The following is a 15,504-nucleotide window of genomic DNA, read 5'->3' as shown; positions in this document are numbered from 1 at the left end:
CCGGCTACGGTCGGGGCGTGATGCCGACGCTGCGCTACGAGATTGTCGACGTGTTCACCGACGAGCCGTTCGGCGGCAACCCGCTGGCCGTCGTCCTCGACGCCGAGGGCCTGTCGACCGAGCAGATGCAGCTGCTGGCGCGCGAGTTCAACCTGTCCGAGACGGCGTTCCCGCTGCGCCTGCAGCCGGGCGACGCACCCGGCGCCGACTACCGCATCCGGATCTTCAGCCCGGCCGTCGAGCTCCCGTTCGCCGGCCACCCGTCGGTGGGCACCGCGTGGCTGATGGCGGCGCTGCAGCGCGTCGAGCCGGGGCGGGTCGTGCAGCGCTGCCTGGCCGGCGACATGCCGCTCGAGATCGAGCCCGGCGCCGCCGACGGCATCGGGCCGGGGCTGGTCACGCTCACCGGCGGGACGCCGCGCGTGTCCGCGCCGCTGGAGACCGCGCCCTACGCCGCCGCCGTGGGGGTCGCGGCCGACGCCCCGGTCTCGCCGGTGCGCGCTGCGGGGGCGGGCATCGACTGGGTGTACGTCCGGCTGGCCGACGAGGCCGCCGTCGCCGCCTCGCTCGGCGACGACGGCGCGCTGCTGCAGCTGCCGCACCCGGAGGCGTACGCCTTCTGCTGGGACGCGGGGTCGTCGACCGCGTACGCCCGCGGCTGGGCCGGCGGGGTCGGGATCCATGAGGACCCGGCGACGGGGTCGGCCGCGCTCGGGCTGGGGGCGTACCTCGTCGCCGAGGGCCTGCTCGCGGCCGACGGCACCAGCGCGTACACCGTGCGCCAGGGCGTCGACATGGGGCGCCCGTCCACACTGGCCTGCACGGTGACGGCCGAGGGCGGGGTGGCGACGCGGGTGACGGTGGCCGGCACCGCCGCCCCCACCGCGCGCGGGGAGATCCTTGTCCCGTGAGCCCGTCCACGACCCGGCGCTGACCCCCGGCCCGGCCCGGCTCGACCTGGCGCTGCTCGCCGTCGGCATCGCCGGGGTCGCCACCTCGGGCCCGGTGATCGCCGCCACCGCGGCGCCGGCGCTGGCGATCGCCTTCTGGCGCAACGCGCTCGGGACGCTCGTCGTCGGCGCGGTCTCGGTCGGCACGCAGTGGTCGCGCCTGCGCGCGGCCTCCCACCGCGTCCTCGCGCTGTCGGCGGTCTCCGGGCTGCTGCTGGCCGCGCACTTCGCGCTGTGGATCCCCTCGCTGCGCTACACCTCGGTCGCGTCCTCGACGGCGATCGTGAGCCTGCAGGCGGTGTGGACCGCGATGCTGGGCCGGCTGGCGGGCGAGCGGCTCGGCGGGCGGGCCTGGGCGGGCATCGCGCTGGCGATCGTCGGGGTGCTCGCCATGACGGGGGTCGACCTCTCGCTGTCGACCCGAGCGCTCGCGGGTGACGCGATGGCCCTGGGCGGGGGCCTGTTCGCGGCGTTCTACGTGGTCGTCGGCGCCCGGGTCCGGCGCGAGCTGCCGGCCGCGTCCTACACGGCGGTCTGCTACGGCGTCTGCGCGCTCGCCCTGCTCGCCGGCTGCCTGGCAGGGGGCGTGGCGCTCACCGGATACCCGTCGGACGCCTGGCTCGGGATCCTGGCCGTGACCGTCGCGGCCCAGCTGCTCGGGCACACGGCCTTCAACGTGGTGCTCCGCTCGGTGCCGCCGACGGTCCTCTCGGTCGCGATCCTGCTCGAGGTCCCCGGCGCGGCCCTGCTCGCCGCGGTGTGGCTCGGCCAGACCCCGCCGGCCGCGGCGCTGCCCGCGCTCGCCCTCGTCCTGGCCGGCACGGCGCTCGTCGTCGTCGCCCGGCCGGGCCCTCCGGCGCTGGCGGACTGACAGCTCCGCGGTTCGGGCGCCCCGCAATCGGGCATCGCCGCCCTCATGGCCACAAAGCAGCAGGACAGGCCGGCCGTGCCGGCAGCGCCTGCACCGCAGGCGCTCACAGCGACCGGAAGCCCACTCGTCGCCCCGCGGGAGCGGATCCCGTGGCGCACCATCTGGGCCACGATCGGCGCGATCCTCGTGACCGCCCTCGCCCTTCTCCTCGTCGAGCGGGTCGCCCGGATCCTCGTGTGGATCGCGATCGCCGCCTTCTTCGCCGTCGCGCTCGCCCCGCTCGTCGGCCTCATCCAGCGCCGTGGGCACATGAAGCGCTCGGTGGCCACCAGCATCGTGTGGTTCGGCGGGCTCGTCGTCCTCGGTGGGCTCGTCGCGGTCCTCGTCACGCCGCTCGTCCGGCAGAGCGACGAGTTCCGCGAGGGCTTCCCGCAGTACGTCGAGGACGCCCGCAACGGCCGCGGCCCCATCGGCGACCTCATCGAGCGGTTCAACGTCGACCAGTACGTCCGGGAGAACGAGGACCGCATCCGCGAGACGCTCACGGGCCTCGGCACCCCGGCGGCGCACGCGCTGATGACCGCGGGAGAGGTCGTCGTCGCGCTGCTGACGATCTTCGTGCTGTCGTTCCTCATGGTGCTCGAGGGCCCGAAGCTGATGGACAGCGCGATGGCCCAGCTGACGCCGCGGCGCGAGTCGCACGTGCGCCGCGTCGCCCACGACTGCGCCCGCGCGGTCACCGGCTACATCACGGGCGCCCTGCTGATCGCGACCATCTGCGGGCTGCTCACCTGGCTCGTGCTGACGATCATGGACGTGCCGTACGCCGGGGTCATCGCGCTGTTCGTCGCGGTCTGCGACCTGATCCCGCTCATCGGCGCCACCCTGGGCGCGGTCGTCGCGACGTTGATCTCGCTCGTCGAGTCCGTGCCCGCGGCGATCGTCGTGGCCGTGTGGTTCGTCATCTACCAGCAGCTGGAGAACCACCTCTTCCAGCCGATCGTGCAGTCGCGCACCGTGAAGCTGAACCCGCTGACGGTCCTCGTCAGCGTGCTGCTCGGCGTGGAGCTGGCCGGCATCCTCGGCGCCCTGCTGGCGATCCCGGTCGCGGGCGTCCTGCAGGTCATCGTCCGCGACGTCTACGACACCCGCCGCGGCAAGCTGAAGGCCGTGCCGACGACCGGCGAGGAGGAGACCCCGATCCCGCCGCATCCCGCGGTCCCCGCGCGCTGACCGCTCGGCCAGGATGGCGGCCGTGCGCGAATTCCGCTCTCGCCGTTCCTGTCTCTCGGTTCCCGCGTCCAACGCCCGCGCCGTGGCCAAGGCCCCGTCGCTGCCGGTCGACGAGGTCATGCTCGACCTCGAGGACTCGGTGGCCGAAGGGGCCAAGGCCGCGGCCCGGGAGGCCGCGGTCGCCGCGCTGCTCGGCGACGGGTGGGGCGGGCGTACCCGTGCCGTGCGGGTCAACGGCTGGCAGACGCCGCACACCCACCGCGACGTCGTCGCGGCCGTCGAAGGGGCCGGGGCCGCGCTCGACTGCGTCGTGCTGCCCAAGTGCGACTCGCGGGACCACGTCGCCGCGCTCGACCTGCTGCTCACCCAGCTCGAGCGCGGCGCGGGCCTCCCGGTCGGCAGGATCGGGATCGAGGCGCAGATCGAGTCGGCGGCCGGGCTCGCCGCCGCCGACGCGATCGCGGCCGGCCCGCGGGTCGAGGCCCTCGTCTACGGCCCCGGCGACATGGCCGCGAGCCTCGGCATGCGGACGGTCGAGATCGGCGCCCAGCCGGTGGGCTACCCCGGCGCCGACGCCTACCACTACGTCCTCATGCGGATCCTCGTCGCCGCCCGCGCCGCCGGCGTGCAGGCGGTCGACGGGCCGTACGTGCGCATCGCCGACGTCGACGGCTTCCGCCGGGACAAGGCGAGGACGGCCGCCCTCGGCTACGACGGAGCCTGGGTGCTGCACCCGGCCCAGGTCCGGGCGGCCAACGAGGCCTTCACGCCCTCGCCGGAGGAGTACGCCCGGGCGGAGGCGGTCCTGGCGGCGTACGCGGCGGCGGCCTCGGAGCCCGGCGGCGGGCGTGGGGCGGTCCTGGTCGACGGGCAGATGATCGACGAGGCGTCGCGCCAGGTCGCCCTGGCGGTGGTGTCGAAGGGGAGGGCGGCCCGGCTGGCGTCAGCGCCCGGGGCCGGGGGCGGGGACGGGCGGCCGTAGGGCCCCGGACCGCAGCTGCCCGGCGAGCGTCCGCCGGGCGCGGCGTGCCGCCCGCAGCCCGACGACCTGCCGGCGGTAGCGCCCGGTGCGGTTGACCGCCTCGACGGTCCACGGCCGGCGCAGGAACACGCGGGCGGCGACGCTCCCGACCAGCAGGACGAGCACGACCACCGCGTCCACGAGCAGCAGCACCAACGGCAGCAGCAGCCACCAGAAGAGCGCCGCGCTCGCGACGAGCCCGATCAGCAGCAGGCCGATCACGGCGACGACGGCGGCCCCCTCGTCGAGCCCGCCCCACCAGCCGCCCTCGCCGTTGCCGCCCCGGCTCCCGCCACCGCTCCCGCCGTGCCCGCCGCGCCCGGCGGGCAGGAGCCCGCGAGCGCCGCCGCCGGCCTCGACCAGGTCCCACCCGTCGGCCGCGTGGTCGAGCCGGACCCGGCGCTTGCGCCGGCGCCAGCCGCCGAGCCGCGTGGACAGCGCGGCCCAGCGCGGGCGCCAGACGACGCGCACCGTCCAGGCCTGTCCGGCGGGGTCGAGGGCGCGCATGGGAGGTCCTTCCGGGGGGTCCGCTTCCTGCGAGGGCTCTCGACAGAGCGATGGGCCGCCCTGCTGATACGCGTCTGTCGCCCGCACGACACAGGGAAGTCGGTGTCGCGGTGCCCGTCATGTCCGGTACGGTCGCGCCCCGTCCCGCCACCGCCCCTCGGCGGCCGGGGTGTTCCCAGTCCTCACCGGAAGCAGGTGTCGGCGATGGCGTGTCGCATCAGTGAGCTCGTGCTCGGCTGCCGGGACCCGGAGGCGCTCTCCCGGTTCTGGTGCGAGGCCCTGGGCTTCGTCGTGCTCGACCGCGAGGACGACGGCACCCTCGAGATCGGCCCGCGCGAGGGGTTCGGCGGCCCGCGGCCGACCATCATCCTGAGCCGCCGCGAGGAGCCGGAGCCGGGCAAGTCGCGGCTCCACATCGACGTCAACGCGACCGACCGCGACCAGGACGCCGAGCTCGAGCGCCTGCTGGCGCTCGGGGCGCGCCGGGCCGACATCGGCCAGACCGGCGAGGAGCAGTGGCACGTCCTCGCCGACCCCGAGGGCAACGAGTTCTGCCTGCTCAAGGCGCGGCTCGCTCCGCTCTGACGCCTCCCGGCCGGACGCCGCCGGCGTCGGGCCGCGGCCTGCGCTGCGCGAAGGTGGCGCTGTCGGTCGCCGACTCCGTCCGGGTGGCCCGGGGAATCCCCGGGCGGCCGGACGCGCTGACCGGCTCGAGCGACGAGAGGGCAGTGACGTGGACAAGCGGATCGGGTTCCTGACCTTCGGCCACTGGCAGGCGATCCCGGGGTCGAAGGTGCGCACCGCGCGCGACGCATTGGTGCAGACCGTCGAGCTGGCCGTGGCGGCCGAGCAGATCGGCCTGGACGGGGCGTACGTCCGGGTGCACCACTTCGCCCGGCAGCTGGCCTCGCCGTTCCCGCTGCTGTCGGCCATCGCGGCCCGCACCGACCGCATCGAGCTGGGCACCGGCGTGGTCGACATGCGCTACGAGAACCCGCTCTACATGGCCGAGGAGGCCGCGGCGACCGACCTGCTCAGCGACGGCCGGCTGCAGTTGGGCGTGAGCCGTGGGTCGCCCGAGACCGCGCTGCGCGGGTCGGAGGCGTTCGGGTACGTCCCGCCCGAGGGCATGAGCGACGGCGACCTGGCGCGGGAGAAGGTCACCGCCTTCCTGCGGGCCGTCGAGGGCGCTGCCCTCGTCGAGGCCGACCCCCGGATGACGCGCGGCGTGACGGGACGGCTGCCGCTGCAGCCGCAGTCGGACGGGCTGCGCGACCGCATCTGGTGGGGCTCAGGCACCCGTGCGACCGCCGTGTGGACGGCGCAGCGGGGCATGAACCTCATGAGCTCCACCCTGCTCAGCGAGGACACCGGGGTGCCGTTCGACGAGCTGCAGGCCGAGCAGATCGCGCTGTTCCGGCGGGCCTGGGCGGAGGCCGGCTGGGGACGTACGCCCCGGGTGTCGGTCAGCCGCAGCGTGCTCCCCATCACCACCGACGAGGACCGGCACTACTTCGCCGGGGACCCGGGGGAGGACCAGGTCGGCTACCTCGAGGGCGCGCGCTCGCGCTTCGGCAAGAACTACGTGGGGGAGCCGGACCGGCTGGCCGAGGAGCTCGCCAAGGACATGGCGGTCCGGGAGGCGGACACGCTGATCCTCACGGTGCCGAACATGCTCGGCGTCGACTACAACGCCCGGCTGCTCGACACGGTCGCCCGGGAGATCGCCCCGGCGCTCGGCTGGTCGCCGGCGTACCGCCGCGCGGTCTGAGCACCGTCAGGCGCGGCGGTAGCGGAGCCCGTCCATGAGCAGGTCGAGCAGCCGCCCGGCCTGCTCACGGTCGTCCGGCGCGGCGAGGGAGACCCCGCTCAGCCCGCGCAGCACGTCCTGCACGTCGACGTCGTCGCGGATCGCCTGCACGCCGGCCGCGGCGTCGAGCAGCGAGCGCAGCGCGTCGAGCAGCCGGCCGCGCGTCTCGGCGAAGGGGTCCCCGCCCGAGGCGATGACCGCCCGCAGCGCCTCCGCCATGCCGCGCTTGGTCGTCATGTAGTCGACGAAGCCGTCCATCCATCGGCGCAGCGCCGCGTCGGGCGCGTGCGCCGCGAGCAGCTCGGGCGCCGCGTCGCACAGCCGTTCCACCTCGGTGCGGTAGACCGCCTCGACCAGGGCCTCCCGGGTCGGGAAGTGGCGGTAGAGGGTGCCGATCCCGACCCCGGCCTGCTTGGCCACGGACTCGAGCGACGCGTCGGCGCCCGCCGGGCCGGCGAACGCCGAGAGCGCGGCCGTCAGCAGCTTGTCGCGGTTGCGCTGCGCGTCGGCCCGCAGCGGTCGCCGTGCGTTCTCGGGCATCGCTCCTGGTCCTCCCTCGGACAACCGGAGGTTCCTCCGTTTATCGGGGGTGCTAGCGGAGGTTCCTCCGTATCGATCGTAGCCGTCGCAACGCCGGCGACTGCCCAGCACCGGGGAGTCCCCATGAACACCTCTGCCACCGCACGGCGGGTCACGACCCCCTACGACGCCACCAGCACCGCCGCGGACGTGCTCGCGGGGGTCGACCTGTCCGGCCGGCGCGCCGTCGTCACGGGAGGCGCGTCGGGCATCGGCGTCGAGACCGCCCGCGCGCTGGCCGGCGCGGGCGCGGCCGTCACGCTCGCGGTCCGCGACGTCGACGCCGGCGCGCGCACGGCCGCCGGGATCGCCGCTGCCACGGGCAACGCCGACGTGCAGGCCGCCCACCTGGACCTGGCCGACCGGGCGTCCGTCGCGTCCTTCGTCGCGTCCTGGGACGGGCCGCTGCACGTCCTCGTCAACAACGCCGGGATGATGGAGTCGCCGGAGCTGCGCTCGCCCGAGGGCTGGGAGCTGCAGTTCGCGACCAACCACCTGGGCCACGTCGCGCTGGCCACCGGGCTGCACCGGGCCCTGGCCGTGGCGGGCGGCGCCCGCGTCGTGGCGGTGAGCTCGAGCGCCCACCTGCGCTCGCCGGTGGTGTTCGAGGACATCGACTTCCGCGCCCGGGCGTACGACCCGTGGCTGGCCTACGGGCAGTCGAAGACGGCCAACATCCTCTTCGCGGTCGAGGCCGCGCAGCGCTGGGCGGACGACGGGATCACCGTCAACGCCCTGCACCCGGGTGGCATCCGCACCAACCTGCAGCGCTACGTCAGCGACGAGGAGCTGGCGCGCATCCGCGCCGCGATGGGCGACAGTGCCCAGGCGGCGCCGAGCTGGAAGACGGTCGAGCAGGGGGCGGCGACCTCCGTGCTGCTGGCCGCCTCACCGCTCGTGTCCGGAGCGACGGGCCGCTACTTCGAGGACTGCAACGAGGCGCCGCCGAACGTCCCGGGCAGCCGGGCCGGCGTGGCCGCGTACGCCCTGGACCCCGAGGCGGCCGGCCGGCTGTGGGCACTCTCCCTGCAGAAGCTGGGCTGACGACGACGGGGAGGCCGTGAGAGCCGGCCTCCCCGACGCTCGTCCGGCGTCAGTCCGTCGGCTCGGACCCCGCCCCGCCCTCCGGCAGCACGTCCTCGTCGGGCACCTGACCCGACTCCTTGTCCGGCTCCTCGTTGCCGATCCCGAAGCCGGGGGCGACGTCCGGCGCCCCCACACCGGCGTCAGCTGCGGCGATCTCCTGGTCACGGTTGCCCATGGGCTCGAACGGTGTCGTCGTCATGGCCGGTCACTACCCACTCCGGGCGCAGGGACGCGGAGCGGCGACGGGCGTCACAGGGGTAGCGCGGCCGCACGGGGAAAGAGGGAGGAAGACCCACGAGCCAGGAGGCCCGATGAGCCAGCCGACCCTTCCCCTTCCGCCGACCGGGCTGCCCGTCGGCAGCTACGGGACCTATGCCGAGGCCCAGCGCGCCGTCGACTTCCTCTCCGACGAGAAGTTTCCCGTCGAAGGGGTCACCATCGTCGGCAGCGACCTGCAGATGGTGGAGCGCGTGACCGGGCGGCTGACGTACGGCCGGGCGGCGGCTGCGGGCGCCGCCAGTGGCATCTGGTTCGGCTTCCTGGTCGGCCTGCTGCTCACGCTCTTCGCCGACGCCGACACCAACGGCTTCGCCGTCATCCTGCTGGGGGCGGTCTGGGGCGCCCTGTTCGGAGCGGTGTTCGGCCTCGTCGGCTACGCCGCGACCGGCGGCCGCCGCGACTTCACCTCGCTCAGCCAGATCGTCGCCCGCCGCTATGACGTGCTCTGCGATTCGCGAACTGCAGAGCAGGCTCGCGAGCTCCTCGCCAGGCTCTCGTTGCGCGGCTGAGGGCGGGCGTGCCCGGGTGGGAGCAGATCGCTGAAGAGCTCTTCCGGCGTCGCTACGACCCGCTCGACGTCAGCGTGTGCGTCGTGCGCGCCCCGGAGGGACTGCTGGTCGTCGACACCCGTGCGTCCCACCGGGAGGCCGACGAGCTCCTGCGGGACCTGCGGCAGCTGAGCGACGCCCCGGTGCGCTGGGTCGTCAACACGCACGCCCACTACGACCACACGTTCGGCAACGCCCGCTTCTCCCCGCCCGCCACGGTCCTCGGCCACGAGCGCGTCCCTGCGCACCTCGCGGCGTACGAGGTGCCGATGCTCGCCGCGTGGACGGCGGGCGCCAGGCAGCCGCGTGAGGAGTGGGCGGAGGTCGTGATCACCCCGCCGACGGAGCTGGTGGGGGAGCGACGGGTGCTGGAGGTCGGCGGGCGGGAGGTGCAGCTGCTCCACCTCGGCCGCGGCCACACCGACAACGACCTCGTGGTGCACCTGCCCGACGCCGGTGCCTGGCTGGTCGGCGACCTCGTCGAGGAGTCCGGCCCGCCGATGTACGGCTCGGGCAGCTTCCCGCTCGACTGGCCGGGCACCCTGGACCGGCTGGGCGAGTTGCTCGGCGACGGCGCGGTGATCGTCCCCGGGCACGGAGCGGTCGTGGACGCGGCGTACGCCCGGGCCCAGCGCGAGCAGCTGGCGGAAGCGGCGGCGCTGATCCGCGAGCTGCACGCCGCCGGGGTGGCGGAGCAGGACGCGCTGGCCGCCGGGTCGGGCCGGTGGCCGTTTCCCGACGAGGCCGTCGGCCCGGCCGTGCGCGATGGCTACGCCCAGCTCAGAGCCAGCGGTTCCGCTTGAACCCGCGGTAGAGCATCCCGCACACGAAGGCCATGCCGAACAGCACCATGGGGTAGCCGTACTTCCACCGCAGCTCGGGCATGTGGTCGAAGTTCATGCCGTAGATCCCTGCGACCATCGTGGGCACCGCCGCGATGGCGACCCAGGCCGAGATCTTGCGCATGTCCTCGTTCTCGTTGATCTGGACCTGGGCGAAGGCCACCTGGAGGATCGACGTCAGCAGCTCGTCGTAGCCGGTCACCTGCTCGCGGACGCGGGTCAGGTGGTCCTCCACGTCGCGGAAGTAGGCCTTCAGGCTGCCCTTGCCCTTGGGGAACTGCGAGACCAGGATGCGCAGCGGCAGCTCCAGCGGGGCGACGGCGTGCTTGAGCTCGAGGACCTCGCGCTTGAGCTGGTAGATCCGCTCGATCTCCCGGGTGCGCGCCGGCGACAGCACCGACTGCTCGATCTCGTCGACGTCGTCCTGCAGGGCCTCGGTCACCGTCACGTAGTCGTCGACGATGCGGTCCGCCACGGCGTAGAGGACCGCCATCGGGCCCAGGCGTACCAGCTCCTCGTCGTTCTCCAGCCGTCGCCGGATCTCCCCGAGCTCGCCGTGCTCGCCGTGCCGCACGGTGACGACGAAGCTGTCGCCGATGAAGGTCATCACCTCGCCGCTCTCGACGATCTGGCTCGTCTCCGTCACCGCCTCGTGCGGGACGTAACGGACGGTCTTGAAGACCGCGAAGAGCATGCCCTCGTACCGCTCGAGCTTGGGCCGCTGGTGCGCCACGACGGCGTCCTCCACCGCCAGCGGGTGGAGCCCGAACTCCTCGGCGATGTCGGCCAGCTGGGCCTCCGTCGGCTCGTGCAGGCCGATCCAGACGAACCCGCCCCGCTCGCGGGCGTGAGCCAGGGCGCCGCGGTAGCTCTCGGTGCCGCCCTCGCGCTCCCCGTCGACGTAGACACCGCAGTCGACGACGGCGTCGCGCTCCACGGGCTGCCCGCTCGCGCTGTCGCCGGAGCCGACGCGGTCGCGCCAGTGCGAGCGGACGATCCGCGGCGGGCCGGGGAGCAAGGGCATCGGCGGAGTCCCTCCTGCAGTGCGGGCCGACCGTCAACCCTATGCCCCGCCGCTCGACGCGGCTCCCGCGTCGCCGCCCTCGCCAGGGTGAACAGTCGGCGACGCGGCACCCGGCCGTGGGGCCGGCGACCAGGCCGGCCTCGTTCAGCCGACGCTCACGCCCTTGCGCCCGGCGGGCAGCTCCTTCCCGTCCGCGGAGTAGGCCGTGGGCCCGGCGATGACCGGCCGATCGCTCGTGGAGGCGCCGGAGGCCCACCAGAGCACGACTCCGGAGTCCTCGCTCCAGCGCGAGGTGCCGGCCTCCACACGCCTGCCGTCGACCACGACCGAGACCCGGGCGGCGTCCCCGACGAAGTAGCCGAACAGCCGCCACGCAGCGGTGCCGTCCTGGACCAGCTGGGTGGCGTGGAAGCCGGGGCTGTCGGAGCTGCCCTGCACCTCGTTGGCCAGGGTCGCCTGGCTGATCCTGCCGGTGGCCGTGTCCAGCACGCCCTCGACGACGCCGAACTCGACGTCGGGCAGGGCCGGCTCGTCGACCGGGGCGACCCACAGGACGCGTTCCCCGGTCAGCAGCGGCTCACCGGTGCGGACGACGGCGCCGATCGCCTGGCGCCCCCGGACGTCCGCAGTGCCGTCCGCAGTGACGTCCGGCGCCGCGGTGGCGGCGAGGCCGGGAGCGGCGGGCCCGCCGGCGCCCGGCATGGGCTCCTGCTCAGTGGTGCCGAGCGAGCCGGCGCGCACGACGCCCAGCCCGGCGACCGCGGCAAGGGCGACGGCTCCCGCCGTCAGAGCCGTGCGGCCCGCCCGGCGGCGACGGCGGCCGCGCGCGAGCAGCTCGTCCGCCGATGTCCCCAGGTCGAAGGCGGGGGGCAGGGATGACAGCTCCATCCGCAAGTCGTCCTCGGTACGCATCAGGTCCTCCTGCTGGGCTCGGTCACGAGAGGCGCGGGGCCGCGCTCGTCGACCCGCAGAGCGGGGGAGACGCGCAGCTTCGCCAACGCCTTGTAGGACGTGCTCTTCACGGTTCCGCGGGTGATGCCGAGGTCGTCGGCGACCTGGGCCTCGCTGAGGTCGGCGTAGTAGCGCAGCACCACGACGGCACGCTCGCGCCGGGTGAGGGCCCCGAGCGCCTGGGCCAGCGCGAGTCGGCTGTCGACGGCCTCCGTGGCGTCACGGGCAGCCGGGGCGTCCGGCAGCTCGGGGCTGGGTGCCTCCCGCCACGGCTTGCGCCGCCACCGGTCCACATGGGCGTTGACCATCACCCGACGGGTGTAGGCGAACGCGTCGTCCGTGCGGACCCGGCGCCACGCGGCGTACGTCTTCAGGAACGCCGTCTGGACGAGGTCGCGCGCGGCCTCGCGCTCGCCGGTGAGCAGCCAGGCCGCCTGCAGCAGCCCGGGGGACGCCGAGCGGACGAAATCGGAGAAGTCGGCGTCCTCGCGGGCGCGGTCTCGCAGGTGCACACCTCCTACTACGGGACAGCGGCACCGGAGGTTGCCGCGTGCTCCGGCTCGTCCCCGGCCCCATCGAGGTCCGGTGCGGCGACGACCTGCCCCGCCGGGTCCGTCGCGGCCCGGACCGCGCGCAGCCGGCTCAGCGTCGGCCCGTCCCAGCAGGCGGCGGCGGGGGTCGAGGCGTCGGCGAAGCCGGCGTAGCGCCGGGGCGCCGACCACGGGCGGAGGGCCGCTGCCAGGGCGGTCAGCGCGGCGCGCGCGCCCGCGGGGTCGTCGCCGGGGGCCGCGACGGCGACGAGGGCGTACGCGCCCGGCAGCCCGGTCAGGGCGCCACCGCCGGCCCCGGCCCGGTCGAGCGCGCCGCCGAGCTGGCGCAGCTCGACGGAGACGACGGACGTGCCGGCCCCGGCGCCCGCGACTGCGAGCACCGCCTCGACCGCGGCCGGCGGCAGGGATGTCAGCAGCCGGTGCTCGGCCAGGCCGGCGGTCGGGCAGCCGGGGTCGCCATGCAGCCGGGACAGGGCGGCGGCGGGCAGGGAGGCGAACGTGTCGGTCTCGGGGGCGAGCGCGCGTAGCGGCGCGATCGACCGGCCCGCGCGCTCGGGCGGCCCCGTGACAGCTCCGTCGACCACGACCAGGCTGCGCCCGCGCAGCGGCCCGGGCACCTCCGGCGACGCCGGCAGGCGCAGCAGCCGCAGCGCGGTCGTGACCTCGTCCGGGGCGGCCTGCGCCCACTCGGCCCAGGCGGGGACGACCCGTGCGGCCTCACGCAGGTCCCAGGCCAGCCATCCGGCGTACGCGGTGGCGAGCTCGTGGAGACTGAACTCCAGAGCGGTCACGACCCCGAAGCCGCCCCCGCCACCGCGCAGCGCCCACAACAGCTCGGGCTCGGTCTCCGCGTCCGCCCAGAGCGACGTGCCGTCGCCGGTGACGAGCTCCGCGCCGGTCACGCTGCCGCAGGCCAGGCCGTGCGAGCGCGCCAGCCAGCCGAGGCCGCCGAGCAGGGTGTAGCCGACGACCCCCACATCCGGGGACGACCCGTGCAGGCCGACCAGGCCGTGCGGCGCGGCGGCGGCGACGACGTCCTCCCACAGCACCCCGGCGCCGACCCGGGCGAGCCGCCGGCCCGGGTCCACCCGCACGGCCGTCATGGCGGCGGTGCGCAGCACCACCACGTCGTCGAGCGGAGGGAGCGCGGCCGCTCCGTGTCCGGTGCGCTGGACGGCCACGCGCAGCCCGTGCCGGCCGGCGACGCGGAGCACCTCCGCGGCCTCGCCCGCGTCCGCGGGGTACGCGACGGCGGCCGGCCGCTGGTCGACGGCGAGGTTCCAGGGACGGCGGGCGCCGTCGTACCCGGGGTCGCCCGGCAGGTGCACCGCCCCGCCGCAGAGCCGGCGCAGCGCGTCGCGGCCGCGTGGCTGCCGCGGGCGGACGAGGCGCGCCGGCCCCGCGTCCGGTGGGGCGGCGGTCGGGTCGAGCGTCACGGTGGTCTCCTCGGCCGGGGACGAGGAGACCACCGTGCGTCGCTCGCCTTGAGCCGGCCTTGCGGCCTGCTTGTGCCTCGCGGCCGGGCGGTGGGTCAGGTGCCGTACGGCCGGCTCTGCGTGGACCCGGCGCCGGACCCCCGCGGCTGGGTGGGGTTGGTCGGGTCGCCGCCGGTGGGCGGGTTGACGACCGGTCCGGTCGTCGCGCCAGAGACGGGAGAGCCGCCGGCCGCCGCGGGGGGCGCCTCGGCGGCGGTAGCCAGCGGGTCCCCGCCCGACGGCTCGGCCCCGGCCTGCAGCTGCTCGAGCCGGTGGCGCATGCCGTTGAGGACGGGAAGCCGGGCGGCGTGCGCCTCCTCGTAGGCGATGAGCTGCTCGAGTGCGGCCAGGTCGAGGGTGCGGATCCGGTGCTCCAGGGCGCCCGCGGGCAGGTGGTCGTAGTCGGGGAGCGGTAGCTCGTCGTGGGCGGGTACGGAGTTCGTCATGGCCCCCTGCTTCCCGGCGAGCATCGGGTCATTCCGGACGGGGTCGACCGATCACGGCAATCGGTCAGCGGTGGGGCGGGGAGAAGCGGGGCGCGACCTCGCCCTCCCCGCGCTCGGCATCCCAGCGGTACACCGTCCCGCCGCCGATGAGCACCTGCTCCACGCGGGTGTCCCCTCCCAACGGGTCGCCGGACCACACGACGACGTCGCCGTCCAGCCCGGGGGCGAGAGCACCGACCCGGTCCTCAAGCTGCATCATGCGGGCCGGGTTGACCGTGAGGGCCTGCAGCGCGGTCTCGGGGTCGAGCCCCTCGCGCACCGCCAGCAGGGCCTGGAGCACGAGGAAGTTGACCGGGCACTCGGGGTGGTCGGTGACGATCGCGACCCGGACCCCGGCCTCGGCCAGGATCGCCGCGGTCTTGACCGTGTGGCCGCTCAGCTCGGGCTTGGCCCGCGAGGTGATGATCGGGCCGACGGCCACGGGGATGTCCCGCTCGGCGAGCATGTCGGCGAGCTTGTGCGACTCGGTCCCGTGATGCACCACCAGGCGGAGGCCGAACTCCTCGGCGATGCGCACGGCGGTGGCGATGTCGTCGTGCCGGTGCAGGTGGACGTCCCACACGAGGTCGCCGTCGAGCAGCCGGCACAGCGCGTCCAGCTCGAGGTCCTTGGTGAAGGGAGCGCCGTCCTTCTCCGCCTGCTCGCGCTGGGCGGCGTACGCCTTCGCGTCCTCGAGCCGCTGCCGGATCACGCCCGCGACGCCCATGCGGGTCATCGGCAGCTGGTGGGCCGAGGCGAAGTAGAGCTTGGGGTTCTCGCCGAAGGCGGACTTCACGCTCGCCTCCGCGCGGATCACCTGCTCGTCGAGGAACCGCCCGCCCCATGTCTTCATGGCGACGCTGAGCCCGCCGATCGGGGTGCCGCTGCCCGGCTTGACGCTCACCGTCGTAATGCCCGCCGAGAGCGCGTCGCGGAAGCCGACGTCGTCGCAGTCCACCGCGTCCATGGCGCGGATGCCCCCGACGGTGGGGGCGGACGTCTCGTTGGTGTCGTCGCCCTCGGGGGAGGAGCCCTCCTCGTGGATCCCGATGTGGGTGTGCGCGTCGACGAGCCCCGGCAGGACCCACTTGCCCGACGCGTCGACGACCCGGGCCTCCGGGGGGATCGGCACGTCCCGCCCCACCTGCTCGATCACCCCGTCCCGGATCAGGACGGTGCCATCCTCGATCGGCGGCGCGCTGATGGGCACCACGTGACCGCCGGTCACGGCGACGACGGGAGCGGAGTCGAAGGAGCGCTGGGGAAGCGGCATGGCGGCGTGGTACCCGTAC

At 75.2% G+C, this 15,504-nt stretch carries 18 protein-coding genes; 9 read left to right on the top strand and 9 right to left on the bottom strand.

The window, feature by feature from the left end; genetic code table 11:
- Positions 1 to 20 precede the first annotated feature (20 nt).
- The 4 genes from G9H72_RS10630 to G9H72_RS10615 are packed head-to-tail and all read left to right on the top strand — an operon-like array spanning position 21 to position 4,036.
- Positions 21 to 911 (top strand): PhzF family phenazine biosynthesis protein, encoded by an 891-nt coding sequence (locus G9H72_RS10630; RefSeq protein ID WP_166171188.1) that lies wholly within the window; start codon positions 21 to 23, stop codon positions 909 to 911.
- Positions 901 to 1,821 (top strand): DMT family transporter, encoded by a 921-nt coding sequence (locus G9H72_RS10625; RefSeq protein ID WP_231126796.1) that lies wholly within the window; start codon positions 901 to 903, stop codon positions 1,819 to 1,821. The genes G9H72_RS10630 and G9H72_RS10625 overlap by 11 nt, the downstream gene beginning before the upstream one ends.
- Positions 1,822 to 1,866: 45 nt before the next feature.
- The gene (locus G9H72_RS10620; RefSeq protein WP_166170764.1) at positions 1,867 to 3,054 is read left to right on the top strand and encodes an AI-2E family transporter; all 1,188 of its coding nucleotides are present in this window, start codon (positions 1,867 to 1,869) and stop codon (positions 3,052 to 3,054) included.
- Positions 3,055 to 3,067: 13 nt separating this feature from the next.
- Positions 3,068 to 4,036 (top strand): HpcH/HpaI aldolase/citrate lyase family protein, encoded by a 969-nt coding sequence (locus G9H72_RS10615; protein WP_166170762.1) that lies wholly within the window; start codon positions 3,068 to 3,070, stop codon positions 4,034 to 4,036.
- Here G9H72_RS10615 and G9H72_RS10610 read toward each other — a convergent pair.
- Positions 3,998 to 4,582 carry a hypothetical protein gene (locus tag G9H72_RS10610; RefSeq protein WP_166170760.1) on the bottom strand — a complete coding sequence of 195 codons (585 nt, stop codon included), beginning with the start codon at positions 4,580 to 4,582 and terminating at the stop codon, positions 3,998 to 4,000. The two genes, G9H72_RS10615 and G9H72_RS10610, sit on opposite strands and share 39 nt — an antisense overlap.
- A gap of 204 nt (positions 4,583 to 4,786) precedes the next feature.
- Here G9H72_RS10610 and G9H72_RS10605 point away from each other — a divergent pair, with 204 nt between their 5' ends.
- The gene (locus G9H72_RS10605; protein ID WP_166170757.1) at positions 4,787 to 5,167 is read left to right on the top strand and encodes a VOC family protein; all 381 of its coding nucleotides are present in this window, start codon (positions 4,787 to 4,789) and stop codon (positions 5,165 to 5,167) included.
- A 148-nt stretch (positions 5,168 to 5,315) separates the two neighbouring features.
- Entirely contained in the window at positions 5,316 to 6,353 is a 1,038-nt protein-coding gene (locus tag G9H72_RS22395) for an LLM class flavin-dependent oxidoreductase (RefSeq protein WP_166170755.1), read from the top strand.
- Between the two features lie 6 nt (positions 6,354 to 6,359).
- Here G9H72_RS22395 and G9H72_RS10595 read toward each other — a convergent pair whose 3' ends face one another.
- The gene (locus G9H72_RS10595) at positions 6,360 to 6,932 is read right to left on the bottom strand and encodes a TetR/AcrR family transcriptional regulator (protein WP_166170753.1); all 573 of its coding nucleotides are present in this window, start codon (positions 6,930 to 6,932) and stop codon (positions 6,360 to 6,362) included.
- Positions 6,933 to 7,055: 123 nt separating this feature from the next.
- Here G9H72_RS10595 and G9H72_RS10590 point away from each other — a divergent pair, with 123 nt between their 5' ends.
- The gene (locus G9H72_RS10590) at positions 7,056 to 8,015 is read left to right on the top strand and encodes an SDR family NAD(P)-dependent oxidoreductase (RefSeq protein ID WP_166170751.1); all 960 of its coding nucleotides are present in this window, start codon (positions 7,056 to 7,058) and stop codon (positions 8,013 to 8,015) included.
- Positions 8,016 to 8,064: 49 nt separating this feature from the next.
- Here G9H72_RS10590 and G9H72_RS10585 read toward each other — a convergent pair whose 3' ends face one another.
- A complete protein-coding gene (locus tag G9H72_RS10585; RefSeq protein WP_166170749.1) occupies positions 8,065 to 8,256 on the bottom strand; it encodes a hypothetical protein in 192 nt (63 codons plus the stop codon).
- Positions 8,257 to 8,368: 112 nt separating this feature from the next.
- Between G9H72_RS10585 and G9H72_RS10580 the strand changes: the two genes are divergently transcribed.
- The gene (locus G9H72_RS10580; RefSeq protein ID WP_166170747.1) at positions 8,369 to 8,845 is read left to right on the top strand and encodes a general stress protein; all 477 of its coding nucleotides are present in this window, start codon (positions 8,369 to 8,371) and stop codon (positions 8,843 to 8,845) included.
- 8 nt (positions 8,846 to 8,853) lie between these two features.
- On the top strand, positions 8,854 to 9,687 hold the full coding sequence (locus G9H72_RS10575; protein ID WP_166170745.1) for an MBL fold metallo-hydrolase: 834 nt from the start codon (positions 8,854 to 8,856) through the stop codon (positions 9,685 to 9,687).
- Here the strand turns inward: G9H72_RS10575 and corA are convergent.
- The 6 genes from corA to G9H72_RS10545 form a co-directional block, all read right to left on the bottom strand.
- Positions 9,665 to 10,750, bottom strand: coding sequence for a magnesium/cobalt transporter CorA (gene corA / locus G9H72_RS10570; protein ID WP_166170743.1), 1,086 nt, complete (start codon positions 10,748 to 10,750; stop codon positions 9,665 to 9,667). The genes G9H72_RS10575 and corA overlap by 23 nt on opposite strands.
- 144 nt (positions 10,751 to 10,894) lie before the next feature.
- Complete coding sequence (locus G9H72_RS10565; protein WP_166170741.1) at positions 10,895 to 11,662, bottom strand: hypothetical protein; 768 nt, start codon at positions 11,660 to 11,662, stop codon at positions 10,895 to 10,897.
- A complete protein-coding gene (locus G9H72_RS10560) occupies positions 11,662 to 12,213 on the bottom strand; it encodes a SigE family RNA polymerase sigma factor (RefSeq protein WP_331272176.1) in 552 nt (183 codons plus the stop codon). The genes G9H72_RS10565 and G9H72_RS10560 overlap by 1 nt, the downstream gene beginning before the upstream one ends.
- 8 nt (positions 12,214 to 12,221) lie before the next feature.
- Positions 12,222 to 13,688: an FAD-binding oxidoreductase gene (locus G9H72_RS10555; protein ID WP_166170739.1), complete on the bottom strand. Its 1,467-nt coding sequence runs from the start codon at positions 13,686 to 13,688 to the stop codon at positions 12,222 to 12,224.
- A 95-nt stretch (positions 13,689 to 13,783) separates the two neighbouring features.
- Positions 13,784 to 14,173, bottom strand: a complete 390-nt coding sequence (locus G9H72_RS10550) for a hypothetical protein (protein WP_166170736.1) — start codon at positions 14,171 to 14,173, stop codon at positions 13,784 to 13,786.
- Between the two features lie 64 nt (positions 14,174 to 14,237).
- Positions 14,238 to 15,485 (bottom strand): amidohydrolase, encoded by a 1,248-nt coding sequence (locus tag G9H72_RS10545; RefSeq protein WP_166170731.1) that lies wholly within the window; start codon positions 15,483 to 15,485, stop codon positions 14,238 to 14,240.
- Positions 15,486 to 15,504: the final 19 nt, after the last annotated feature.

Source organism: Motilibacter aurantiacus (assembly GCF_011250645.1).
In the GTDB taxonomy this organism is placed as follows: Bacteria; Actinomycetota; Actinomycetes; order Motilibacterales; family Motilibacteraceae; genus Motilibacter_A; species Motilibacter_A aurantiacus.
This window is presented reverse-complemented; position numbering and strand designations above follow the sequence as displayed.

What these genes read in the sequence shown, in the direction of transcription:
- G9H72_RS10585 (WP_166170749.1), bottom strand. Translation starts at nt 8,256, where the DNA reads ATGACGACGACACCGTTCGAGCCCATGGGCAACCGTGACCAGGAGATC.
- G9H72_RS10615 (WP_166170762.1), top strand. Translation starts at nt 3,068, where the DNA reads ATGGCGGCCGTGCGCGAATTCCGCTCTCGCCGTTCCTGTCTCTCGGTT.
- G9H72_RS10610 (WP_166170760.1), bottom strand. Translation starts at nt 4,582, where the DNA reads ATGCGCGCCCTCGACCCCGCCGGACAGGCCTGGACGGTGCGCGTCGTC.
- G9H72_RS10590 (WP_166170751.1), top strand. Translation starts at nt 7,056, where the DNA reads ATGAACACCTCTGCCACCGCACGGCGGGTCACGACCCCCTACGACGCC.
- G9H72_RS10565 (WP_166170741.1), bottom strand. Translation starts at nt 11,662, where the DNA reads ATGCGTACCGAGGACGACTTGCGGATGGAGCTGTCATCCCTGCCCCCC.
- G9H72_RS10550 (WP_166170736.1), bottom strand. Translation starts at nt 14,173, where the DNA reads ATGACGAACTCCGTACCCGCCCACGACGAGCTACCGCTCCCCGACTAC.
- corA (WP_166170743.1), bottom strand. Translation starts at nt 10,750, where the DNA reads ATGCCCTTGCTCCCCGGCCCGCCGCGGATCGTCCGCTCGCACTGGCGC.
- G9H72_RS10630 (WP_166171188.1), top strand. Translation starts at nt 21, where the DNA reads ATGCCGACGCTGCGCTACGAGATTGTCGACGTGTTCACCGACGAGCCG.
- G9H72_RS10595 (WP_166170753.1), bottom strand. Translation starts at nt 6,932, where the DNA reads ATGCCCGAGAACGCACGGCGACCGCTGCGGGCCGACGCGCAGCGCAAC.
- G9H72_RS10605 (WP_166170757.1), top strand. Translation starts at nt 4,787, where the DNA reads ATGGCGTGTCGCATCAGTGAGCTCGTGCTCGGCTGCCGGGACCCGGAG.
- G9H72_RS10620 (WP_166170764.1), top strand. Translation starts at nt 1,867, where the DNA reads ATGGCCACAAAGCAGCAGGACAGGCCGGCCGTGCCGGCAGCGCCTGCA.
- G9H72_RS10545 (WP_166170731.1), bottom strand. Translation starts at nt 15,485, where the DNA reads ATGCCGCTTCCCCAGCGCTCCTTCGACTCCGCTCCCGTCGTCGCCGTG.
- G9H72_RS10580 (WP_166170747.1), top strand. Translation starts at nt 8,369, where the DNA reads ATGAGCCAGCCGACCCTTCCCCTTCCGCCGACCGGGCTGCCCGTCGGC.